This is a genomic window from Actinomycetospora lemnae, from assembly GCF_028737315.1.
Lineage (GTDB): Bacteria > Actinomycetota > Actinomycetes > Mycobacteriales > Pseudonocardiaceae > Actinomycetospora > Actinomycetospora lemnae.
Map to the genome: position 1 here is coordinate 1 of NZ_JAQZAO010000001.1, position 23,771 is coordinate 23,771.

Sequence of the window (23,771 nt, forward strand, 5' to 3'; positions counted from 1 at the left end):
GGGGGGGGGGGGGGGGGGGGGGGGGGGGGGGGGCGGGGGGGGCGCGGGGTGGTCGACCACGGCGGTCACGGGACTGGTCCTCCGGAGGTGCGGGCGTCCGCGCACGCACGTCACCGGCCGGCGTCGGGGCCGACCTGGAGGAGCGGGTGCGGTGCGCGGGCGAGGGACGTCGCGGCCGGTCGGCACGCGACGAGGCTCGTCAGGCCCGGCGACACCACTGGTCGAACAGGTGCGCACGACGGCTCTCCCACAGGGGGCCGAGGAGGAAGTGCTGCACGGGCACATTGGACCACGCCGACCGGGGGGCGTCACCTCCGGGTCGTGGCGTGGTCGTGGCGTGGTCGTGGCGTGGTCGTGGCGTGTCTGCGTCGTGCGCTCGGCCCGGCGGGCTGTCGGTGGGCCGACCTACTGTGGAGGGGCTCGCCGCACCGCCACACTCCGGAGGACACCACGGAGCGCACCACCGAGCAGGCCCATCCCACCCGGGGCTGGGTCCGCCGTCTCGCCCGCGACTGCTGGCGTCGCCCCACCCTCACCGTCGCCTCGCTCACCGCGTCCGTCCTCGGGGTCAGCCTCGAGGCGGTCGGCCCGCTGCTCATCGGCACCGCCGTCGACCGCGCCGTCGCCGGCTCCACCGAGGGGCTCGGGCTGCTCGTCACCGCGATGGTCGTCATCGCGGTCGTGCGCTTCGGCGCGGCGTTCCTCCGGCGCTACCTGGGCGGGCGCCTGTCGCTCGGCGTCCAGCACGACCTGCGACGCCGCGTGTTCGGGTCGGTCTCGCGCCTCGACGGCCCCAAGCAGGACGCGCTGCGCACCGGGCAGGTCGTGTCGCGCGCGAACTCCGACCTCCAGCAGGTCCAGGGCCTGCTGGGCATGGTCCCGCTGGTCGCGGGCACGCTCGGGCAGCTCGTCGTGTCGGTGGCGATCATGCTCTGGCTCTCGCCGCTGCTCACGGTGGTCTCGCTCGTGGTGCTGCCGATCGGCGTGGTGTTCACCGGGCGGATGCGCCGGAAGCTCTTCCCCGCGACGTGGTCGGCGCAGCAGCGCGCGGCCGAGGTCGCCCAGCACGTCGAGGAGACCGTCACCGGCGTGCGCGTCGTCAAGGGCTTCGGCCAGGAGGCGCGCGAGGTCGGGCGGCTGCGCGCGGCGGCGCACCGGCTCTACGCCGAGCGCCTGCGCGCGGCGTGGCTCAACGCCAAGCTCACCCCCACGCTCTCGGCGCTGCCGACCGTCGGCCAGCTCGTCGTCTTCGCCCTCGGTGGCGCGCTCGCGGTGGGCGGGCAGATCTCGCTGGGCGTGTTCATCGCCTTCACCGCCTACGTCGCCGCGCTCGTGGGGCCCGCACGGCTGGTGGCGGGGCTCGTCGTCATGGGCCAGCTCGCCCGCGCCGGCGTCGAGCGGGTGTACGAGCTCATCGACTCCCAGCCCGAGATCGTCGACGCCCCGGACGCCCGCGCGGTGCCCGACGGCCCGCTGGGCGTGCAGCTCGACGACGTGCGGTTCGGCTACGCGCGCAGCGAGCCGGTGCTCGACGGGCTGTCGCTGGACATCCGGGCGGGCGAGACGGTCGCGCTGGTCGGCACGGCCGGGTCGGGCAAGTCGACGGTCGCGCTGCTCGCACCGAGGTTCTACGACGTGCAGGGCGGCGCGTTGCGCATCGGCCCGTCCGACGACCTCGCGGACGTGGAGCGCAGCGGAGGCGGACCAGCGATGGTCGACGTGCGCGACCTGCGGCTCGACGAGCTGCGGCGCGCGGTCGGCGTGGTGTTCGAGGAGGCGTTCCTCTTCTCCGACACGGTGCGCGCCAACATCGCCTACGGGTGCCCGGACGCCACCGAGGAGCAGGTCCGCGCCGCGGCGGTCGCGGCCCAGGCCGACGGGTTCATCACCGCGCTGCCCGAGGGCTACGACACCCGGGTCGGCGAGCGGGGGCTCACGCTCTCGGGCGGTCAGCGCCAGCGCGTCGCCCTGGCCCGGGCCCTGCTCTACGACCCCCGGGTGCTCGTCCTCGACGACGCCACCTCCGCGGTGGACGCCACGACCGAGGCGGCCATCGGCGAGACCCTGCGCCGGGTCACCGCGCAGCGCACGACGCTCGTCATCGCCCATCGGCGCTCCACGCTGGCGCTCGCCGACCGCATCGCCGTGCTCGACGGCGGCCGCGTCGTCGACGTCGGCACCCGCGCCGAGCTCGAGGCCCGCTGCCGCCTGTTCCGCGAGCTCCTCGCCGGGCCGTCGGAGCGCATCGACGAGACCGGCCGGGTGGACGAGGACGGCCGGGTGGACGAGGACGGGAACGGGGACGCGGACACGCTCGCCGCGGACGGCACCGGTCCCGGCGAGCCGACCCCCACCATCACCCGCGCCCTCTGGCCCGACGACCCGGCGCCCGACCGTCCGGTGCCCGCGCCCGCCCCCACGGTGGTGGCGCCCGGGTCGGAGGCGCTCGCGGGCGGCGTCGACGGCGGCGCGTCGCCCGAGATGCGCACGCAGATCGACCGGCTCCCGCCCGCCACCGAGGAGCCCGACCTGCACGGCGAGGACCCGACGGCGCCCGATCCGGGCTTCCGCCTCGGCCGGCTGCTGCGCCCGGTGCGCTGGGCCCTGGCGGTCGTGGTGGTGCTCATCGGGCTCGACGCCGCCGCCACGGTCGCGTTCCCCTCGCTGGCGCGGCTCGCCGTCGACGGTGGCATCCAGTCGCGCTCGCTCGACGTCCTGTGGCTCGCGGTCGGGCTCGGCGTGGTCGTGGTGGCCGTCGACTGGCTGGTCGTCGCCGCGCAGACGGTGCTCACCGCGCGGATCGGTGAGGGCCGGCTCTACCTGCTGCGGACCCGCAGCTTCGCCCACCTGCAACGCCTCGGCCTCGACTACTACGAGCGCGAGCTCGGCGGCCGGATCATGACGCGGATGACGACGGACGTCGACGCCCTGTCGTCGTTCCTGCAGACCGGGCTCGCGCAGGCCGTCGTCTCCCTCCTGACGATCATCGGCGTCGCGGTGGCCCTGCTCGTCACCGATGTCGAGCTCGCCCTGGTGGCGCTCGCGGTGATGCCGGTGCTCGTGGTGGCGACGGTGATCTTCCGGCGCCTGGTGTCCGTGGCCTACGCCGAGGCGCGCGAGCGGGTCAGTGTCGTCAACGCCGACCTGCAGGAGAACGTCGCGGGCCTGCGGGTCGCCCAGGCGCACACCCACGAGGCGATCTCGGCGGCCACGTTCGCCGACAACAGCGACGCCTATCGCCGGGCCCGGTTGCGCGCCCAGCGCCTCATCGCGACGTACTTCCCGTTCGCGGCGATGCTCTCGGACCTCGCGCAGGCCGCGGTGCTCGGCGTCGGGGCCGCGCGCGTGGCCACCGGCGGCCTGTCTCCCGGCGTGCTCGCCGCGTTCCTGCTCTACCTCGCCATGTTCTTCGGCCCGGTCCAGCAGCTCTCGCAGGTGTTCGACGGCTACCAGCAGGCCCGCATCGGACTCCTGCGCATCGGCGAGCTGCTGCGCACACCGACGTCGGTGCCGGCCCCGGAGCACCCGGTGGTGCAGGGCGAGATGCGCGGCGAGGTCGAGCTGCGCGACGTCGGCTTCTCCTACGCCGGCGCCGAGACCCCGGCGCTCTCCGACTTCTCGCTGCACGTGCCGGCCGGGCGCACCGTCGCGCTGGTCGGCGCCACGGGTGCGGGCAAGTCGACGGTGGTCAAGCTGGTCGCGCGGTTCTACGACGCCACCTCGGGCACGGTGCTCATCGACGGCGTCGACGTCCGCGACCACGACCTGGCGACGCTGCACCGGCACCTCGGCGTCGTCCCGCAGGAGGCCCACCTGTTCGTCGGCGACGTCGCCTCGAACATCGCCTACGGCGACCCCGACGCCACCCCGGCGCGCATCGAGCAGGCCGCGCGCGACGTCGGGGCGATCGACATGATCGGCACCCTGCCGGGCGGCTTCCGGCAGCCCGTCGGCGAGCGCGGCGGCGGCCTGTCCGCCGGGCAGCGCCAGCTCGTCGCCCTCGCCCGCGCCGAGCTCGTCGACCCGCGCCTGCTCCTGCTCGACGAGGCCACCGCCGCGCTCGACCCGGCCACCGAGGGCGCCGTGCTGGCCGCCGGCGAGCGGCTCGCGGCGCCGCGGACGACGTTCGTCGTCGCCCACCGCCTCGCGACCGCCGCGCGCGCCGACCACATCGTCGTGATCGACGGGGGCCGGATCCTCGAGGAGGGCACGCACGACGAGCTCCTCGCCCGCGACGGTGCCTACGCGCGGCTGTGGCGCGCCGGGGCCGGGACGGTCGACGACGCGGTCGGCGAGGGCGGGCTCGCCGGGCCGGGCGCCGACGCGCCGGACGACCTCGCCCGCGTCGGCTGACCGGTCACGCCCGGCGGGCGTGCACCACGAGGTTGTCGGTGTAGCTGCGCGCGTCGCGGTCGAACGCGCCCGCGCAGGTCACGAGGCGCAGCACGTCGTCGGGCGTCGCCCCGAACACGACGAAGGTCGGGAAGCGGTCCTTGGCGACCTGCTCGGTGCGCTCCACGACGTAGCGCGCGACGCCCCCGCCGGCCGTCCCGACCTCGATCCCGTCGCCGGGGCGCAGGTCGCGCAGGCGGTGGAACACCGCCGGGCCGGTGCGGGAGTCGACGTGACCGAGCAGCACGGTCGGCCCGCGCGCGCCGGGGACGGGGACGCCACGCGTGGGGTCGAACCAGCCGATGCGGGCGTAGTCCTGCGGGACCTCGACCGTCCCGTCGGGCGCGACGCCGAGCGGGACCACCACGTCCTCGTCGACCCCGATCGCCGGCACGCGCACGCTCGCGGGCAGGACCCGGGCGTCGGCCGGAGCCGGCGCGCCGGTGTGCCCGACGGCGGGATCGGTGGTGGCGGACCCGGCCGCGGGCCCGGCGGGCGTGCCCGCCACGGGCGCCCGCGGGTCGCCGGCGCACCCCGCGAGGAGCGCGGCGAGCAGGACGAGCGCCGCGGCGCCCCGGGCACGGAGCCCGGGACGCCCCGGCCCCACGACGAGCCCGACCGCCGTCAGGAGCGCGCCCCGCGCCGGCGCGCCAGCGCGACACCGGCACCGACCGCCGCGAGGACCCCCGCGCCCACCGCGCCGGCCGTGACCGCCGGACCCGCGTCGTCGCCGGCCGTCGCGGTCGCGCCGGCACCGGTCTCGACGCCGCCCATGGGCACCCGCGTCAGCTGCCCGCGGACCGCGCCGGCCGTGTACTCGGCGGTGTGGGTGTCGCCGAAGAACGCCGCCGGGTCCTCCTCGATCTGGCGCAGCGAGAACCCGGTGCCGGTGTCCTGCCCGTTCGCCATCACGCCGGTGGTGAAGGGGCCCTGGAGGCAGCCGGAGCTGGTGCGGGTCTCGCCCTCGCCCTCCGGGTTCGGGAAGGCGATGCGCGGCGGGCCGGACATGCCCGGCTGCGCCTCGTGGATGTGCGTCGCCGTGCGGGCCGGGCTCTGGTACTCGCCGGTGACACCGCGCAGCGTGAGGTCGTAGCAGATGATCTCTTCGTCGCTGTTGATGCGGTAGTTGAACGTCCCGCTGGCCCCGGGCTGGCCGGGCGCCGGCTGGTCGTTCGTCCCCACGACCATGTCCGGGGTCGCCATCACGGTGAACATCGAGGTGAAGCTGTCCGGCTCGGGCACCTCGGTGTCGGCCGCCAGCGCGGCGCCCGACGAGAGGGCGACCGCACCGGCGGTGAGGACGGACAGGACGGCGAGCTTCGGGAGCGCACGGCGCACGGGGGCCTCCTGGAGGGCGAGATGGCCGAAGTGCCCGTCTCTACGGACCCCGTGCGGTGGGCGTTCACCGCGTCCCGCACGAACTCCTCGACATCCCGGTGAACGCCGGAGGGGTGGACGCCGTACCGACCACCGTGATCCGCGCCGACCCCGTCGCCGTCCCGACGGCTCGCGACGTCACGACGCGGTCACACCGGGTCGGCGAGGATGCTCCGGACGCCGGAACGGTGCGGGGAGAACGGGTGAGCGAGGCAGCGGGGACGGCGCGCGCGCCGGTCGACCTGCGACGGATCGAGGACCTCGAGGCCGCCTACCACGCCCACGCCGGTGAGCTCGAGCGCTTCGCCCTGCGGCAGCTGCGCGACCCCGGCGCCGCGGCGGACGTCGTGCAGGAGGTGTTCGTCCGCGCCTGGCGCCACGCCGGCCGCTACGACGCGGCCGTCGCGAGCCTGCGCGTGTGGCTGTTCTCGATCGCGCGCAACGTCGTGGTCGACACCGTGCGGCACGCCCGCGCCCGCCCGGGCACGCCGACCGCACCCGGGGACCTGTCCGTCGTCGCGGACCGGGACCCGGCCGGCCGGGGCCCCGACTTCAGCGACGACATCGTGACGACCTGGTTCCTCGAGGAGGCCCTCGCCGGTCTGGCCGCCGAGCAGCGCAGCGCCATCGTCGAGACCTACGTGCGCGGGCGGCCCTACGCGGAGGTCGCCGCCGAGCAGGAGGTGCCCGTCGGCACCCTGCGCAGTCGAGTGTTCTACGGCTTGCGCAACCTCCGGACCATCATGGACGGCATGGGAGTCCCGCTGTGACCACCGGACCCGGCGGCCCCCTCCACGACCGCCTGCGCGAGCAGCTGGGCGCGTACGCGCTGGGGCAGCTCGAGGGCGCCGAGCGCGACGAGGTCGCGACGCACCTGGACACCTGCCCCGCCTGCCGCGCCGAGCTCGCGGCCCTGGCCCCGCTCGCCGGCCCGCTCGCCCGCATCGATCCCGACGCGCCGCATGCCGTCGCCGACGAGCCCACCGCGGCCCGACCCGGCGCCCCCGACGGGTTCGCCGGCGTCCTCGACCGCCTGCGTCGCGAGCCCGGGGACGAGGCCGGGCTCCGGGACGACGTCGACGGCGAGGCGGGCGACGGCCCCGGCGCGGTCTCCCCGGCGGTGCCGCTGCACGCCCGCGGGACGGCCACGCGGCGACGTGCCGTACGACCGGTGCTCGCCGCGGCGGCCGCCGCGGTCATCGGGCTCGCCGGGGTCGGGATCGGGCTCGCCGTCGCCGGGGCGGGCGAGCCCGACGTCGAGCCCGTGACGGTGCAGGCGCTCGACCCCGCGGTGCGCGCCAGTGCGGGCACCATCGACCACACGTGGGGCGTGGAGATGGTGCTGACCGGCTCCGGGTTCGCCGAGGGGCAGGTCTACGAGGTCACGGTCCTCGACAGGGGCGGCCGACCCGTCCCCGCCGGGGCGTTCCGCGGGACCGGACCGACCGAGATGGTGTGCCGGCTGAACTCGTCGGTGCTCCGCGAGCAGGCGGGCGGCTTCGTCGTCACCGACGCCGACGGCGACGAGGTGCTGCGCTCGCAGTTCTCCTGACCGTCGGATCCGCACGGACCGCCCCGGTCGACCGCCGAACGCATGAACTCGCGGACGCATCGTGCCGAGCGGATGGCGCAGCGACCCCGAAACGGTGCTCCGGAGACACATGGACCGGTGCAGTAGGCGACAGGGCACCGACCCCGCGCGGTGTCAAGCGCTAATCTGGACACGCTCCCGACGCCACCGCGACGACTGATTGAGGCGATCCCTAGTCGTGTCGAGTAGTAGCCCGACCGCCCAGTTCGGACCCAACGAGTGGCTGGTCGACGAGATGTACCAGCGCTACCTGGCCGACCCCGACTCCGTCGACGCCGCGTGGCACGACTTCTTCGCCGACTACAGCCCCGACACCGCCCCCGACGAGGCGGGCGCCCACACGAGCGCCGGCAACGCCGCGAACGGCTCCCGGCCGCTGTCCGCCGAGTCGGCCGAGTCGGCCGAGTCGGCGGCGGGCGACCAGGACACCGGCGACGACGCCGGGCCGGCGCGTGCCGAGGCGCCCGCACCGTCCAGCTCGCCGTCGTCCAGCTCGTCGTCCACCGGCACGTCGTCCACCGCGTCGTCGTCCACCGCGTCGTCGACCGGCACGTCGTCGACCGGCACGGGCAGCGCGTCGGGCACGTCCTCGAACGCCTCGTCGAACGCCTCGTCGAACAGCAACCCGCGCTCCGCCACGCCCACCTCGACCCCGACGGGCGACCGGGAGGCGGCGAGCAAGCCCGCGGCGGGCACGACGAGCCCGGCGAAGTCCGCGCAGCCCGGCGCCTCCGACGGCGCGGTGGAGAGCACCAAGCCGCTGCGCGGTGCCGCGAACGCGATCGCCAAGAACATGACGGCGTCGCTGCAGCTGCCGACGGCCACCAGCGTGCGTGCGGTGCCGGCGAAGCTGCTGGCCGACAACCGCATCGTCATCAACAACCACCTGCGGCGCACGCGCGGCGGGAAGGTCTCGTTCACCCACCTGCTCGGCTACGCGATGGTGCGCGCCCTCGAGGCGTTCCCCAACATGAACCGGCACTTCGGCGAGGACGAGAAGGGCAAGCCCGCCGTCGTCGACCCCGGGCACGTCAACCTCGGCCTGGCGATGGACCTGCCGGGCAAGGACGGCTCGCGCTCGCTCGTCGTCGTGGCCCTCAAGGGCTGCGAGAACATGAGCTTCGCGCAGTTCTGGGCGGCCTACGAGGACATGGTCCGCAAGGCCCGCACCGGCTCGCTGACCAGCGAGGACTTCGCGGGCGTCACCATCTCGCTGACCAACCCGGGCACCATCGGCACCAACCACTCGGTGCCGCGCCTGACCGTCGGCCAGGGCACCATCGTCGGCGTCGGCGCGATGGAGTACCCCGCCGAGTTCCAGGGGGCGAGCGAGGAGAAGCTCGCCGACATGGGCATCAGCAAGATCATCACGCTGACGTCCACGTACGACCACCGGATCATCCAGGGCGCCGAGTCCGGCGACTTCCTGCGCCGCATCCACCACCTCGTGCTCGGCGAGGAGGGGTTCTACGACGACATCTTCGCGTCGCTGCGGATCCCCTACGAGCCGATCCGCTGGCGCCAGGACCTGCCGTCGTCGCAGATCGACCGCACCGCGCGGATCATCGAGCTGATCGACGCGTACCGCACGCGCGGCCACCTCATGGCCGACACCGACCCGCTGTCCCACCCCCAGCGCAAGCACCCCGACCTCGACATCGCGTCGCACGGTCTGACGCTCTGGGACCTCGACCGCGAGTTCCCCGTCGACGGGTTCGCCGGGCGGGGGTGCATGAAGCTGCGCGACGTCCTCGGCGTCCTGCGCGACTCGTACTGCCGCACCATCGGCGTCGAGTACATGCACATCCTCGACCCCGAGAAGCGCGCCTGGCTGCAGGAGCGCATCGAGCGTCCGCACGAGAAGGTGCCGGTCGCCGAGCAGAAGTACATCCTCTCGAAGCTCAACGCCGCCGAGGCGTTCGAGGCGTTCCTGCAGACCAAGTACGTCGGGCAGAAGCGCTTCTCGCTCGAGGGCGCCGAGACCGTGATCCCGCTGCTCGACGCGGTGCTCGACACGGCCGCGGCGCACGAGCTCGACGAGGTCGTCATCGGCATGCCCCACCGCGGGCGCCTCAACGTGCTGGCCAACATCGTCGGCAAGCCGGTCTCGCAGATCTTCCGCGAGTTCGAGGGCAACCTCGACCCGGGCCAGGCGCACGGCTCCGGCGACGTGAAGTACCACCTCGGCGCCGAGGGCAAGTTCTTCCGCATGTTCGGCGACGGCGAGACGACGGTGTCGCTGACGTCGAACCCCTCGCACCTCGAGGCCGTCGACCCCGTGATGCAGGGCATCGTGCGGGCCAAGCAGGACGTGCTGGACAAGGGCCCGGAGGGCTTCACCGTCCTGCCCGTCGCCCTGCACGGCGACGCCGCGTTCGCCGGCCAGGGCGTGGTCGCCGAGACGCTGAACCTCGCGCTGCTGCGCGGCTACCGCACCGGCGGCACCGTGCACGTGATCGTCAACAACCAGGTCGGCTTCACCACCGCGCCCGAGCACACCCGCTCGACGCACTACTGCACCGACGTGGCGAAGATGATCGACGCCCCGGTCTTCCACGTGAACGGCGACGACCCCGAGGCCTGCGTCTGGGTGGCGCGGCTGGCCGTCGAGTTCCGCGAGCGCTGGAACTCCGACGTCGTGATCGACATGATCTGCTACCGCCGCCGGGGCCACAACGAGGGCGACGACCCCTCGATGACCCAGCCGGAGATGTACGACGTCATCGACGCCAAGCGCTCGGTGCGCAAGACCTACACCGAGTCGCTGATCGGCCGCGGCGACATCTCGCTGGACGAGGCCGAGCACGCGCTGCGCGACTACGGCAGCCAGCTCGAGCACGTGTTCAACGAGGTCCGCGAGCTGGAGAAGGCCGACCCCGAGCCCAGCCCGTCGGTCGAGTACGAGCAGGCCGTGCCGAACTCCCTGCAGACGGCGGTGCCGCTCGACGTCATCCAGCGGATCGCGCGGGCGCACACCGAACTGCCCGAGAACTTCGCGGTGCACCCGCGCGTCAAGCCGGTCCTCGACCGGCGGGGCAAGGCCGCGGCGACCGACACCGAGGAGGGCATCGACTGGGCGTACGCCGAGCTGCTGGCGTGGGGCTCGCTGCTCATCGACGGCAAGCTCGTGCGGCTGTCCGGCCAGGACTCCCGGCGCGGCACCTTCGTGCAGCGCCACTCGGTGCTCATCGACCGCCACGACGGCTCCGAGTACGTGCCGCTGCGCCACCTGACCGCCGACCAGGGCAAGTTCATGCCCTACGACTCGGCGCTCTCGGAGTTCGCGGCGGTGGGCTTCGAGTACGGCTACTCGGTGGCGAACCACGACGCGCTCGTGCTCTGGGAGGCCCAGTTCGGCGACTTCGTCAACGGCGCCCAGTCGATCATCGACGAGTTCATCTCGTCCGGTGAGGCCAAGTGGGGCCAGACCTCCGACGTCGTGCTGCTGCTGCCGCACGGCCACGAGGGCCAGGGCCCGGACCACACCTCGGGGCGCATCGAGCGCTTCCTGCAGCTGTGCGCCGAGGGGTCGATGACGGTCGCGCTGCCGTCGAGCCCGGCGAACTACTTCCACCTGCTGCGCCGCCACGCCACCGACGGCGTGCGCCGCCCGCTGGTCGTCTTCACGCCGAAGTCGATGCTGCGGAACAAGGCGGCGGTCAGCCCGGTGGAGGAGTTCACCTCCGGCGGCTACCGGCCGATCCTCGACGACCCCGCGTTCGCGGGCGGCGGCACCGACGGCGTCACCCGCCTGCTGCTCTGCGCCGGCAAGATCTACTACGAGCTGGTCGCCGCGCGCGAGAAGGCGGGCCGCACCCACGACACCGCGATCGTGCGGATGGAGCAGCTCTACCCGCTCGCCACCGAGGAGCTCGCGGCCGTCCTCGACCGCTACCCGAACGCCGGCGGCGACATCCGCTGGGTGCAGGAGGAGCCGGCCAACCAGGGCGCCTGGCCGTTCCTGGGCCTGTGGCTGCCGGAGCGGATGAACGGCAAGCTGCCCTCGCTCAAGCGCGTCTCCCGGCGGCGCATGGCCGCCCCGGCGGCCGGCGTGGCCAAGGTGCACGAGGTGGAGCAGAAGGCGCTCATCGCCGAGGCGCTGGCGGATTGATGGCGCAGGACTGATCCGGTGTACTTCACCGACCGCGGGATCGAGGAGCTCGAGGACCGGCGGGGCGAGGAGGAGGTCAGCCTGGCGTGGCTGGCCGACCGCCTCCGCGCCTTCGTCGACGCCCACCCCGAGCACGCCGGGGCGGCCGACCGGTTCGCGACGTTCCTCGCCCGCGACGACAGCGACGACGAGTAGCCGCGCGCCTCAGTCGAGCCCGAACTCGCGCAGCTTGCGGTAGAGCGTGGTGCGCCCGATCCCGAGCGCTCGGGCGGCGTGGCTGCGGTTGCCGCCGGCGTCGCGCAGGGCGGCGACGACGGCGTCCCGCTCCGCGCGCTCGAGCAGGCCCGACGACCGGGTGCCGGCGCGGAGCTCGGCGGGCAGGTCGGCCGGTGCGACCACGCCGCCGCGGGCACGGCGAGCGAGCGCGACGACCGTCGTGCGCAGCTCGGCGACGTCGCCGGGCCAGGGCCACGCGGCGAGCAGGTCCCACGTCGCGGGCGCGAGGCGGGTCGCCCGCTCGGGCTCGGGCAGGTCCGCCAGCACCGCGCGCACGAGCCCCGGCAGCTGCCCGCGGCTCTGCGCCAGTGACGGCAGCCGCACGACCGTCGCGAGCCGCCGGACGAGGCCCAGGACGGCGGGGGCGGCCCCGTCGGCGTCGAGGGTGAGCGCGACCGGTGTGTTCGGTGCCGCCTCGACCAGCGCGGCCAGGTGCGCGACGTCGTCGGGACCCAGGAGGTGGACCCGCCGGACGAGCACGGCGTGGCCGCCGGCGAGCGCGGCGTCCACGACCGACCGCCAGCCGACTTCCTGCGCGGGGTCGACGACGATCGGGGCGGCCGCCCCCTGTCGGCGCAGCACCCGGGTGGCGACGGTCCGCTTGCCGGTGCCCGCGGCGCCGGCGACGGCGACGTGCTCGCCGTGGCGCAGCGCCGCCTGCAGCTCGCGGTCGACGTCGGGCACGTGGTGCAGCGGGGCGGGGAGCGGCCGCGGGGCCGGCGGGGCGTGGACCCGCTCGATGTGCCGCTCGGGGAGCAGCCGCACGCTGAACGCGGTCCGGGCGCCCTCGCGGATGGGCTCGACGAGGGCATCGCGGGACCCGTCGGGCAGCGGGACCGTCATCCGCGTGCGCCGGTGCGGCGCGTGTTCGACGAGGTGGCGCCAGAGCAGCGGGTGCAGGTCGGGCCCGGTGTGGACGAGGCCCTGCCGGTTGGCGAGGACCGTCTCCTCGTCGACCACGAACGCCCCGTCGGCGGCGCCGTCGACCGCGAGGTAGGACCGGACCAGGCGCCGTCGGCGCTCCCCCGCCTCGTCGAGCAGCCGCTCCTCGATCTGGCGGCCGATGTCGGACGTCATCACGGTCATCAGGGGGTGGACGTCACGCAGCGCGCAGGCCAGCGAGAACGACCCGAGCATCCGCCCGGTCCACGGTTCGACGATCGGTGTCCCGGCGCAGGTGAGGTTGTCCAGGCGCGGGTTGTAGTGCTCCGGGCCGCGCACGAGCACGGGCCGCCGCTCGACGAGCACGGTGCCGAGCCCGTTGGTGCCGACGGCCTGCTCGGAGAAGTCCGAGCCCTCGATCGCGCTCGCGCGGTCCATGGCCGTGCGCTGCCGCCGTTCCTCGGCGTGCCGGACGACGATCCGTCCGGTCTCGTCGGAGAGCACCATCGCGACCGGGACGTCCGCGAAGCTGTCACGCAGGCGGTCGAGGACGGGGGCGGCGGCCCGGGCGAGCGCGGGCGACACGTCGTCGGTCGGGCGGTAGGGGATGTGGTCGGGGTCGACGGGCACGCCCTCGCCGACGCAGCGCCGCCAGCTCGTCTCGATCAGCGACGGCACCCCGGTGCGCCCGGGCGGGACCACCAGCACACCCTCGTCGACGAGGGCCTCGCGGCTGCGCCGCGTCCGGCGCACCTGCTCCGAGGACAGGACCGGCCGGTGACCCTCGCTCCGCTGCATCGTCGCCTCGCACTCCGGTCGCGCCCCGACCGCGCGCACCCGCCCCTCACCGTGCCCCACGTCACACCGCGGCGCCAGCCCGTCACGCCGAGTCGTCCGGTCCGGGGGTGTTCCGGATCGGCACACCCGCGACACCGGCACCGTCGGGGACCGTCCGGGGAGGCGATCGGAGTGCGAGGAGGCACCTCATGGCGGAGACGACGGCGACGGCAGCGACGACGACGGCGACACCCACCGGCTCGGCGGAGGCGGATGCGCTGCGCGCCCTCTACGCCGACTGGACCGAGATCATCTCCTCGACGCCCGACCTCACGACCCGCCTCTTCCGCAGCATCTTCGACGAGTGGCACCAGGCGACCCGCGAACCGGAGGACGTCACGTACGCCGAGGACACCGTCGGCGGGGTGCCCGGCCTCTGGACGCTGCCCATCGGCGCGGACCGCAGCCAGGTCCTGCTCTACCACCACGGCGGGGGGTTCGCGGTCGGCTCGGCGTCGAGCCACCGCAAGCTCGCCGGGCACGTCGCCAAGGCGCTGGGCGTCACCGCGTTCGTGCTCGACTACCGGCGGGCCCCCGAGCACCCGCACCCGGCCCAGGTCGAGGACGGCGTGGCCGCCTTCGTCGGCCTCACCGAGCGCGGCATCCGGCCCGAGGACATCACGACGATCGGCGACTCCGCCGGCGGCAACCTCGCCGTCGCCGTCCCGCTGGCGCTGCGGGAACAGGGCCGGCCGCTGCCCGGGCGGATCATCGCGTTCTCGCCGTGGCTGGACATGGAGAACACCGGCGAGAGCCTCGTGACGAACGCGGCCACCGACGCCCTGGTCACCGTCCCGCTGCTCGAGAGCATGATCGCCGGCGTCCTCGCGGAGGGCGCGATCCACCCACGCACGCCGCTGGCGAACCCGCTGCACGCCGACCTCACCGGCCTCCCGCGGCTCTACGTCAACGCCGGGGACGCCGAGTCCCTGCGCGACGACGCCGTCCGGCTGGCCGCCCGCGCCGAGGCGGCGGGCGTCGACGTGACGCTCTGCGTCGTCGACGACATGCAGCACGTCTTCCCGTTCCTGGCCGGCGCCGCGCCCGAGGCCGACGCGGAGATCGCCGCGATCGCCGCCTGGTACCGGCGTTGAGCGCCCGTCCGACCCACGCCCCGGAGGAGACCCCCATGAGCACGGGCACCACCACGGACCTCGACGCCGTCGTCATCGGCGCGGGCTTCGGCGGCATCTACATGCTCCACCAGCTGCGCGACCGCCTCGGCCTGCGCGCCCGCGCCCTCGAGAAGGGCGGCGGGGTCGGCGGCACCTGGTACTTCAACCGCTACCCGGGCGCGAAGTCCGACACCGAGGGCTTCGTCTACCGCTACTCCTTCGACCGCGACCTGCTCGCCGACTACGACTGGAGCACCCGCTACCTCGACCAGCCCGACGTCCTCGCCTACCTCGAGCACGTGGTCGAGCGCTTCGACCTGGCGCGGGACATCCAGCTCGACACCGAGGTGACCGAGGCCGTCTTCGACGAGGAACGCGCGCGCTGGCACGTCACCACCGCCGCCGGCGACCGCTTCACGTGCCGCTACCTCGTGACCGCGCTCGGGCTGCTCGCTCGCACCAACATCCCGGACATCCCCGGCGCCGGCGACTTCGCGGGCACGCTCGTCCACACCAACGCCTGGCCCGCCGACCTCGACATCACCGGCCGGCGCGTCGGCGTCATCGGCACCGGGTCGACCGGGACGCAGTTCATCGTGGCCGCCGCCCCGATGGCCGAGCACCTGACGGTCTTCCAGCGCTCGGCGCAGTACGTCGTGCCGTCGGGCAACGGGCCGGTCGACCCCGACGAGGTGGCGCGGACCAAGGAGGACTTCGACGCGATCTGGGAACAAGTGCGCGGGTCGGTCGTCGCGTTCGGCTTCGAGGAGAGCGACGTGCCGGCGATGAGCGTGTCGGCGGAGGAGCGGGAGCGGGTGTTCCAGGAGAACTGGGACAAGGGCAACGGCTTCCGGTTCATGTTCGGCACGTTCAACGACATCGCCACCGACCCGGACGCCAACGCCGCGGCGGCCGCGTTCATCCGGTCCAAGATCGCCGAGATCGTCGACGACCCCGAGACGGCCCGGAAGCTCACGCCGACCGACCTCTACGCCAAGCGCCCGCTGTGCAACGAGGGCTACTACGAGGTCTTCAACCGCGACGACGTGACGCTGGTGTCGATCAAGGAGAACCCGATCGAGCGGATCACCCGGAGCGGGGTGCGCACCGCCGACGGGGTCGAGCACGAGCTCGACGTCCTCGTGCTCGCCACCGGGTTCGACGCCGTCGACGGCAACTACCGGGCGATGGAGCTGCGCGGACGCGGTGGGCAGCACATCGACGAGCACTGGGCGGACGGCCCGACCAGCTACCTGGGCGTGTCGGTGGCCGGCTTCCCGAACATGTTCATGATCCTCGGGCCGAACGGTCCCTTCACCAACCTGCCCCCGAGCATCGAGGCGCAGGTGGAGTGGATCGCGGAGCTCGTGCGGCAGGCCGAGGAGTCCGGCGCCGCGGCGGTGGAGCCCACCCAGGACGCCGAGGACCGCTGGACGGACACGTGCCGCGAGATCGCGGACGCGACCCTGTTCCCCAAGGCCGACTCGTGGATCTTCGGCGCGAACATCCCGGGCAAGCGCAATGCCGTGATGTTCTACATGGCCGGGCACGCCGCCTACCGTGAGCAGCTCGCCGAGGTCGCGCAGGCCGGCTACGAGGGGTTCACGATGGCCCGGACGCCGGAGCGAGCGGGGAGTTCGAGCGCATAGAGGCAGCGGGATACCCGTTCGCTGCTCCCGAGCGGGTCGCCCTGGGTGATCAGGACGCCCGGTCAGACGGCGTCGACCCGCTCGGACTCCTCGTAGCGCAGCACCGGCAGCAGCGACGGCTCGCCCGCGGCGGGGTCGGCGGCGCAGGCGTCCACCGCCGCCTGCAGGCCCGCCGCGTCGAGGCCGACGCCGAGGAACACCAGCCGGGCCCCGGCGACGTCGACCGACCGGGGCGCCGGGCGGACCCGGATCGCCGTGCCGACGGTCTGCACCACGAACGGGGCGGCGCCGGGGAACCGGACCACGCCCTTCGAGCGGAACACCCCCGCCGGGCCCGCCTCGAGGAACGCGGCGAACCGCGCCGGGTCGAGCGGGGCGTCCCGCTCGACCGCGACGCTGTCCCAGGCGGCGTGGGCGTGCTCGTCAGCCGGGTGCTCCTCGCGCAGCAGGGCGTCGAACGACAGCTGGCCCGACCGCGGCGGACGACGGCGGGCCGGCGGGTCGACGAGCAGCGCCGGGTCGAGCGCCCCGCGGACCACGGGGAGCACCGGACCGGGCGCGACCGCCCGCAGCGACGCCAGCAGCGGAGCCGGGTCGTCGACGCGGTCGACCTGGTTGAGCACCACGAGGTCGGCGAGGCGGACGACGCCGTCGTGCTCCCCCGACCCGGCGTCGACCACCACCACGAGCCCGCCGTACGCCGCGTGCCGCGCCTCGCCCCCGATCGCGTCGAGCAGCAGGCGCACCAGCTCGCGGGGCTCGGCGAGGCCGCTGGCCTCCACGACGACGAGGTCGAGGCGTGCGGAGGGCGCCGTCAGCTCGGCGAGCAGGCCGGCGAGGCCGTTGGCGTCCGTGGTGCAGCAGAGGCACCCGTTCGCCAGCGACGTCACCGCGCTGGCCTGGCCCGCCACGAGCATCGCGTCGATCCCGATCGCGCCGAAGTCGTTGACGACGACGCCGATCCGGACCCCGTCGGCGCGGCGCAGCAGGTGGTTGACCAGCGTCGACTTGCCGGCCCCGAGGCGACCGGCGACCAGCACCACGGGGACGCGACGGGGCACGCGGACACCCTCGCACGCCGAGCGGCGGGCCCCGCACCCGGAGCGAACGGGGAGTTCGCGCGCGTAGAAGCAGCGAGATACCCGTTCGCTCCGGGGACGGCGCGCTACCGGATGCCCGCCTGGTTCAGCCAGTCGCGGGCGACCTGGGCCGGGTCGGGGCGGTCGGGGCCGGCGAGGCGCTGGTTGAGCGCGGTGAGCTGGGCGGTGTCCATGCGCTGGGAGATCTGGTTGAGGGTGTCGGTGACGCGGGGGTCGGCCGCCTTCGCCCGGTTGACCAGCGGGACCACGTTCTGCGCCGCGAAGTTCGACCGCGGATCCTCGAGGATGACGAAGTCGTTCTCGGGGATCGAGGCGTCGGTGGTGAACAGGTCGGCGGCCTGCACGGTGCCGTCACGCAGCGCCGCGACCGTCAACGGGCCGCCCGCGTCCAGGGCCCGGAACTCGCGGAACGTGCAGTTGTAGAGCCGCTGCAGGCCCGGCACGCCGTAGGAGCGCTGCTGGAACTCCGGCGGGCCGCCGAAGGCGATCGTCGGGCACAGCGGGGCGAGGTCCTCGATCGAGCGCAGGTTGTTCTGCGTCGCGAAGGCGCGGGTGACGACGACGGCGTCCTTGTCCTCCGCGGCGCTCTGCTCCAGCAGCTGGAGCTGCTGCGGCAGGCGGCCCGTGATCTGCTGGTAGACCTGGTCGGACGCGGTGGCGGTGGTCTGCGGATCGAGGAACTGCAGCAGGTTGCCGGTGTAGTCGGGCACGAGGTCGATCTCGCCGCGCTCGAGGGCCGGGTAGTAGGTCTCGCGGCTGCCGATGCCGAAGCGCCGCTCGACGGTGACGCCGCGGGTCTCCAGGGCCGTCGCGTAGATCTCGGCGAGCAGCCGGTTCTCGGTGAAGTTCGCCGAGCCGATGCGGACCGTGCCCTGGGCCGAGGGGCCGGCGGGGGCGGTGGCGAGCGGGTCGGAGTCGCCGCCGCAACCGGCGAGGAGCACGCCCACGGCGGCGATCGCCGCCAACAGGAGTGCGCGAGGAGAACGGATCACGGTCGGACCTCTCTGGAGGACGGGGCGGGAGAAGGGGAGACGGGCGGGGCGGGCGGGCCGTCGGCGTGCCGGCGCAGCCGGAGCCGGTCGGGCCCCGGGGTGACGAGGCGCCCGAGGCCCTGCAGGACGAACTCGACGACGATCGACAGCACGGCGACGATCACCGCGCCGCCGAGCATCTGCGGGAAGTCGCGCACCGAGAAGCCGTCGATGATGAAGCGGCCGAGCCCGCCGAGCCCGACGTACGCGGCGATCGTCGCGGTGGCGATGACCTGCAGCGTCGCGAACCGCAGGCCGCCGAGGACCAGCGGCACGGCCGCGGGCACCTCGACCTGCAGCAGGACCTGGTGCTCGCGCATGCCGATCCCGCGCGCAGCGTCGACCGCGCCGGGGTCGGCGCCGGCCACCCCGGAGTAGGCGCCCGCGAGCAGCGGCGGGATCGCGAGCAGCACCAGCGCGAGCGTCGGCGGCAGCAGACCCAGGCCCAGGAGCAGCACGAACAGCACCAGCACGCCGAGCTCGGGCAGGGCGCGCAGGCCGTTGGCGACGCCGACCACGGCGAGCCCGCCGCGGCGGGTGTGCCCGATCAGCGCGCCCAGGGGCAGCGCGATCACCGCCGCGATGGCGACGGCGAGGGCGGTGTAGCCGAGGTGCTCGAGCACGCGGGCCGGGATGCCGGCCGAGCCGCTCCAGCGCGTCGGGTCGGAGAACCAGTCGCCGAGACGTCCGAGCACCGCCTACACCCCCGTCCGCGCGCGCGTCCACGGCGTCAGGGACCGCCCGAGGGCGAGCCACAGCGCGTCGAACAGGAAGGCCAGGACGACCGAGCCGACGATGCCGGTGACGACCATGGCCGTGTAGTCCTGCTGGAAGCCGTCGGTCATCAGCGTGCCCAGCGACGGGATGCCGACGAGCGCGCCCACCGTGACCAGCGAGAACGCCGACACCGACGCCACCCGGAGCCCGGCGGTGAGGACGGGGACCGCGAGCGGGAGCTGCACCCCGAACAGCAGCCCGGCGGACCGGTAGCCCACCGCGATCGCGGCGGTGGTGATCGTGTCCGGCACCGCGTCGAGCGCCTCGGCGACGCTGCGCACCAGCAGCGCGACCGTGTAGACGGTGAGCGTGATCCCGACGTTGACCGGGCTGAGGATCGGCGTGCCCAGCACCACCGGGATGAACACGATGAGCGCCAGCGACGGCACCGTGTAGAGCGCGCCCGAGAGCGGCACGAGCACCCGGCGCGCGGGCCGCGAGCGGTGGGCCCACCAGCCCAGCGGCAGCGCGACGAGGAGCCCGACCAGCACCGGGACGACCGCGAGGAGCACGTGCGCGATCACCAGCTGGTCGATGTCGTACCCGAACGCCCTCACCGCCGGGTGTCCCCGGGCCGAGCCACGCTGCGCTCCGTCTCCCGGCCGCGGTCGAGCAGCGCCAGGACGTCGTCCGCCTCGACGCCGCCGCGGTAGCGGCCCTGGCCGTCGACCGCGACGCCCCGCCCGGCGGGGGAGCTCAGCGCCGCGTCGAGGGCCCCGCGCAGGGTGCCGGCCCCGTCGGAGGCGGCGTCGTGGTCGTCGGTGACGTAGAGCGAGCCGAGGTCGTGCCGCGCGCCGTCCGGGCCCAGCCAGGCCGCGGGCCGCTCGGCCCCGTCGAGCAGGACCGTCCACTCCTCCGGGACGCCGGAGCTCCCGTTCGCGTCGGCGCGCGTGGGCAGGTCGACCAGCCGCAGCGCGGTGGCCGGCACGAAGCCCAGCCGCCGGTAGCCGCGGTCGCGACCGACGAAGCCGGCGACGAAGTCGTCGACGGGGGCGGCGAGCAGCTCGTCGGGCGGCGCGAACTGCGCGAGCCGCCCGCCGACCCGCATCACCGCCACCCGGTCGCCCAGCCGGATCGCCTCGTCGATGTCGTGGGTGACGAACAGGATCGTCTTGCCGAGGTCGGCCTGCAGGCGCAGCAGCTCGTCCTGCAGCTCGACGCGCACCACGGGGTCGACCGCGGAGAACGGCTCGTCCATGAGCAGGACCGGGGCGTCGCCGGCGAGGGCGCGCGCGACGCCGACGCGCTGCTGCTGGCCGCCCGAGAGCTGGGCGGGCCAGCGCTGCGCGAACGCCTCGAGACCGACCCGCTCGAGCACCTCGGCCGCCCGCGCCCGGGCCTCCCGCCGCGAGAGGCCCTGGAGCACCGGCACCGTGGCCACGTTGTCGATCACCCGGCGGTGCGGGAAGAGCCCGGCCTGCTGGATGACGTAGCCGATGCCGCGCCGCAGCTCCGCGGGGTCGGCCGCCGCGACGTCGCGGCCGTCGAGGTGCACCGACCCGGAGGTGATCTCGACCATCCGGTTGACGGTGCGCAGCGAGGTGGTCTTGCCGCACCCCGAGGGCCCGACGAGCACCGTGATCTCGCCCGCGCGCGCCGTCAGCGTCAGCGACTCCAGCCCCACCGTGCCGTCGGCAAAGCGCTTCCCCACGTCCCGGAACTCGATCACGCGCAGGCTCCCGGGATCCGCCGATGGCTCAGGGTCGACCACCGGATCGAGGCGTGAATGTAATCGGGCCCCCCGACGGCCGCGACCGATCACGGGCGCGCGGCACCGACCGGTGTGACCCCGGTCTCCGCAAGCTGTCAGCCCGCCGCGCGGTCCGCCGGCGTCAGCGGCCCGCGGCGCAGGAGCTGCGTGAACGCCTCGCCCGGCATCGCGCGGGCGAACAGCCAGCCCTGGTAGGCGTCCACGCCGAGGTCGCGCAGCACCGCGAACTGGTCGGCGTCCTCGACCCCTTCGGCGACGCAGACCTGGCCGATGGCCGCGGTGAGGTCGACGACGGCGCGGGCGACGGCGCGGTCGGACTCGCCGGTCGCGACGCCCCGGACGAAGCCGCGGTCGAGCTTGACGATCTGCGCCGGCAGCCCCGTGAGGCGCGACAGCGACGAGTAGCCGGTGCCGAAGTCGTCGACCGCGAAGCGCACGCCCGCCGCGATCAGCTCGTTCATCTCGCGCAGCGTCGTGGCGGGCAGGTCGGCGAGGCAGGTCTCGACGAGCTCGAGCACCAGGCGGTCCCACGGCAGACCCGCGTCGGTGACGGCCTCGTGCACGGTCTCGAGGAAGTCGGGGTCGCCGGGCAGCAGCCCCGCGAGGTTCACCGCGACCGACGGCGGGGTGCCGTCCGGCCCGGCCGACGGCCACACCGCGGCCTCGCGCACCGCCGTGCGCAGCACCCAGCGGTCGAGCTCGCCGAGCAGGTCGGCGGCCTCGGCCACCGGCAGGAACTTGTCCGGGAAGATCAGGCCCTGCTCGGGGTGCTGCCAGCGCACCAGCGCCTCGGCGGTCTGCACCCGCCCGTCGGCGCCGACGACGGGCTGGAAGTGCAGCACGAGCTCGTCGTTGACCATCGCCTCGCGCAGCTGGGTCTCCATCCGCAGCGCCTCGTCGGCGCCGCGCATGATGGCCTCGTCGGCGAGGGCGAAGCGGCCGTTGCCGCCGCTCTTGGCCTCGAACAGGGCCGCGTCGGCGAAGCGCATGAGGTCGCCGGTGCCCGGGTGGACCGGGGCGGGCTCGAGGCCGGCGAGCTCGGTGGCGCGCTCCTGGCGCAGCACCTGCTCCACCGGGTCGCCGGTGGGGTCGATGTCGGGCTGCGTCGGGTCGGTGCTGACGTCGGACGCCCCGAGCCCCACCGTCGCGCCGACCGCGGCCCCGACCGTGGCCGAGATGCGCACGAGCTGGCCGTGCACCGGGATGGCGGTGCGCAGGATGCCCGCGACCGTCGCCGAGAGGGCGTCCAGCCCGCCGTGCAGGTCGACGTCGGCGCACACGACGACGAACTCGTCGCCGGCGCTGCGCGAGGCGGCGCAGCCGGCGGGCAGCCGGTCGCGCAGGCGCTGGGCGAGCTCGACGAGCAGCTCGTCGCCCGCGTCGTGGCCGAGCGAGTCGTTGACGCGCTTGAAGTTGTCGAGGTCGCAGAACAGCAGGCCCGTGCGCCGCGCCGTCGGGCCCGCGAGCAGCCGCGACACCGTCGTCTGCAGCGCGCGGCGGTTCGGCAGGCCGGTGAGCTCGTCGTGCATCGCCTGGTGGCGCAGGCTCGCCTCGACCTTGCGGGCGTCGGTGACGTCGGTGAACACCACGAGGTGGGTGACGCCGCCGTCGTCGTGGACCGAGACCGACACGTGCAGCTCGCACCACACCGGTTCGGCGTCGGCGCCGCCCGCGCCCCGCTCACGGCGCCGCAGGGCCCGCGGGGTGCACGACCAGCTCACCGACCCCGCCGAGCCCGCGGGCCGCGCGAGCAGCGGCGTCGCCGGGCCCGCACCGGCGGCGGCCTCGGCGCCGAGGTCGAGCAGCTCGTCGGCACGCCGGCCGCGCAGCGCTTCCGGGCCCTGTCCGAGCAGCCGGCACAGCGCCTGGTTCGCCTTGACCAGCCGCTCGTCGTCGTCGAACAGCGCGATGCCGACGGGGGCGACGGCGAGCAGGTCGGTGAAGCGCTGGGTCAGGGCCCGCAGCCGCTCCTCGGCCTGGCGGCGGCCGGTGACGTCGGCGGCGGTGCCGAGGACCGTGCGGTCGGGGCGCCGGGCGGCGTGCACCTGCAGGATGCGCCCGCTGCCGTCGCCGAGACGCACCTCGGCCTCCAGCGCCACGCCCTCGCCGACCAGGGCCTCCCACCGGCGCACGAACCCGCCGCGGTCCGCGGGGTGCAGCGCGGCGAGCAGGCCCTCCGCACGCCACTGGGGGCGGGGGTCGAGGCCCAGCAGCTCGGTGAGCACCGGCGAGAGCCACGCCGAGCCCGTGACGAGGTCGACCTCCCAGTGCCCGAGACCCGCGATGCGCTCGACGTCCGCGGCACTCGGCCCCGCCAGCGGCTCGGTCGGCGGCTCGAAGGCCTGCGGGCGGTCGCCGGCGGGATCGGGATCCGGGGTCGACCCGGCCTGCGGCACCAGCACGAGGACCGCGCCACCCGTCCGGTCCGGCCACACGACCACCTGGACCGGCAGCGACGCCGCGCTGACGCGGCGCACCCGCGCGGCGAGGAGGCCCTCGGGGGCGCCCTCGACCGCGTGGACGTCGGCCAGCACGTCGGTGACCTTGCGGCCGAGCATGTGGCGGGGCTCCAGGCCACCGGACGGGTCGACCAGGCGGGCGACGGCGTCGCGGACGGCGACGAGGCGGCCGCAGGCGTCGTGGCGCAGCGCGGCACCCGGCGGCAGCGTCGCCCCGCCGGCGCCGTCCGTGCCGTCGGGACCGACGGCCCCGTCGGCGCCGGGCAGGACCGCGAGCGCCTCGGACCGGCGGCCCCCCGTCGTCCCACGGACGACGGCGAGGCCGCGCGAGCCCGGCACCGGCACGGCACTGCCCACGTCTGCGCTCCTCGCTCGCGGGGACCCCGCCGTTCCGATGGTGGAACGGTGCGTCCGCGTCTGTCTCAGGCAACGAAGGAAACGCGAGGGGGGTCCGGGTGGATCA

General features: G+C 74.9%; 16 protein-coding genes. 7 read left to right on the forward strand and 9 right to left on the reverse strand.

Annotated features, from left to right (window positions below; translation table 11 throughout):
- Positions 1 to 408: 408 nt before the first annotated feature.
- On the forward strand, positions 409 to 4,353 hold the full coding sequence (locus PGB27_RS00005; protein ID WP_408629994.1) for an ABC transporter ATP-binding protein: 3,945 nt from the start codon (positions 409 to 411) through the stop codon (positions 4,351 to 4,353).
- Positions 4,354 to 4,357: 4 nt separating this feature from the next.
- Here PGB27_RS00005 and PGB27_RS00010 read toward each other — a convergent pair whose 3' ends face one another.
- Positions 4,358 to 4,999, reverse strand: coding sequence for a class F sortase (locus PGB27_RS00010; RefSeq protein WP_274198284.1), 642 nt, complete (start codon positions 4,997 to 4,999; stop codon positions 4,358 to 4,360).
- A gap of 17 nt (positions 5,000 to 5,016) precedes the next feature.
- On the reverse strand, positions 5,017 to 5,730 hold the full coding sequence (locus PGB27_RS00015) for a CHRD domain-containing protein (protein ID WP_274198285.1): 714 nt from the start codon (positions 5,728 to 5,730) through the stop codon (positions 5,017 to 5,019).
- Between the two features lie 242 nt (positions 5,731 to 5,972).
- Here PGB27_RS00015 and PGB27_RS00020 point away from each other — a divergent pair, with 242 nt between their 5' ends.
- From PGB27_RS00020 to PGB27_RS00035, 4 genes are all read left to right on the forward strand, one after another.
- Entirely contained in the window at positions 5,973 to 6,539 is a 567-nt protein-coding gene (locus tag PGB27_RS00020) for a sigma-70 family RNA polymerase sigma factor (RefSeq protein ID WP_274198286.1), read from the forward strand.
- Positions 6,536 to 7,321 (forward strand): zf-HC2 domain-containing protein, encoded by a 786-nt coding sequence (locus PGB27_RS00025; RefSeq protein ID WP_274198287.1) that lies wholly within the window; start codon positions 6,536 to 6,538, stop codon positions 7,319 to 7,321. Before PGB27_RS00020 ends, PGB27_RS00025 begins: the two co-directional genes overlap by 4 nt.
- A 217-nt stretch (positions 7,322 to 7,538) precedes the next feature.
- Positions 7,539 to 11,471, forward strand: coding sequence for a multifunctional oxoglutarate decarboxylase/oxoglutarate dehydrogenase thiamine pyrophosphate-binding subunit/dihydrolipoyllysine-residue succinyltransferase subunit (locus PGB27_RS00030; RefSeq protein ID WP_274198288.1), 3,933 nt, complete (start codon positions 7,539 to 7,541; stop codon positions 11,469 to 11,471).
- Positions 11,472 to 11,489: 18 nt separating this feature from the next.
- Entirely contained in the window at positions 11,490 to 11,666 is a 177-nt protein-coding gene (locus PGB27_RS00035) for a DUF6104 family protein (RefSeq protein ID WP_274191560.1), read from the forward strand.
- A gap of 9 nt (positions 11,667 to 11,675) precedes the next feature.
- Here the strand turns inward: PGB27_RS00035 and PGB27_RS00040 are convergent, their stop codons facing one another.
- Positions 11,676 to 13,487, reverse strand: coding sequence for a sigma-54-dependent Fis family transcriptional regulator (locus PGB27_RS00040; RefSeq protein WP_274198289.1), 1,812 nt, complete (start codon positions 13,485 to 13,487; stop codon positions 11,676 to 11,678).
- 128 nt (positions 13,488 to 13,615) lie between these two features.
- Between PGB27_RS00040 and PGB27_RS00045 the strand changes: the two genes are divergently transcribed.
- Both PGB27_RS00045 and PGB27_RS00050 read left to right on the forward strand, forming a co-directional pair.
- The gene (locus tag PGB27_RS00045) at positions 13,616 to 14,560 is read left to right on the forward strand and encodes an alpha/beta hydrolase (RefSeq protein WP_274198290.1); all 945 of its coding nucleotides are present in this window, start codon (positions 13,616 to 13,618) and stop codon (positions 14,558 to 14,560) included.
- A 35-nt stretch (positions 14,561 to 14,595) separates the two neighbouring features.
- On the forward strand, positions 14,596 to 16,230 hold the full coding sequence (locus tag PGB27_RS00050; protein ID WP_274198291.1) for a flavin-containing monooxygenase: 1,635 nt from the start codon (positions 14,596 to 14,598) through the stop codon (positions 16,228 to 16,230).
- Between the two features lie 62 nt (positions 16,231 to 16,292).
- On the opposite strand, the gene PGB27_RS00055 is transcribed toward PGB27_RS00050, so the two are convergent.
- The 6 genes from PGB27_RS00055 to PGB27_RS00080 all read right to left on the reverse strand — a co-directional run bounded on the left by PGB27_RS00055 (position 16,293) and on the right by PGB27_RS00080 (position 23,665).
- Positions 16,293 to 17,291, reverse strand: a complete 999-nt coding sequence (locus tag PGB27_RS00055) for a CobW family GTP-binding protein (RefSeq protein ID WP_274198292.1) — start codon at positions 17,289 to 17,291, stop codon at positions 16,293 to 16,295.
- Between the two features lie 104 nt (positions 17,292 to 17,395).
- Complete coding sequence (locus PGB27_RS00060; RefSeq protein WP_274198293.1) at positions 17,396 to 18,322, reverse strand: ABC transporter substrate-binding protein; 927 nt, start codon at positions 18,320 to 18,322, stop codon at positions 17,396 to 17,398.
- Positions 18,319 to 19,056, reverse strand: a complete 738-nt coding sequence (locus PGB27_RS00065) for an ABC transporter permease (RefSeq protein WP_274198294.1) — start codon at positions 19,054 to 19,056, stop codon at positions 18,319 to 18,321. The genes PGB27_RS00060 and PGB27_RS00065 overlap by 4 nt, the downstream gene beginning before the upstream one ends.
- A 3-nt stretch (positions 19,057 to 19,059) precedes the next feature.
- The gene (locus tag PGB27_RS00070) at positions 19,060 to 19,695 is read right to left on the reverse strand and encodes an ABC transporter permease (RefSeq protein WP_274198295.1); all 636 of its coding nucleotides are present in this window, start codon (positions 19,693 to 19,695) and stop codon (positions 19,060 to 19,062) included.
- Positions 19,692 to 20,807, reverse strand: coding sequence for an ABC transporter ATP-binding protein (locus tag PGB27_RS00075; protein WP_274198296.1), 1,116 nt, complete (start codon positions 20,805 to 20,807; stop codon positions 19,692 to 19,694). Before PGB27_RS00075 ends, PGB27_RS00070 begins: the two co-directional genes overlap by 4 nt.
- 137 nt (positions 20,808 to 20,944) lie before the next feature.
- Positions 20,945 to 23,665 (reverse strand): putative bifunctional diguanylate cyclase/phosphodiesterase, encoded by a 2,721-nt coding sequence (locus PGB27_RS00080; protein ID WP_274198297.1) that lies wholly within the window; start codon positions 23,663 to 23,665, stop codon positions 20,945 to 20,947.
- Between the last annotated feature and the right edge of the window lie 106 nt (positions 23,666 to 23,771).

What these genes read in the sequence shown, in the direction of transcription:
- PGB27_RS00045 (WP_274198290.1), top strand. Translation starts at nt 13,616, where the DNA reads ATGGCGGAGACGACGGCGACGGCAGCGACGACGACGGCGACACCCACC.
- PGB27_RS00050 (WP_274198291.1), top strand. Translation starts at nt 14,596, where the DNA reads ATGAGCACGGGCACCACCACGGACCTCGACGCCGTCGTCATCGGCGCG.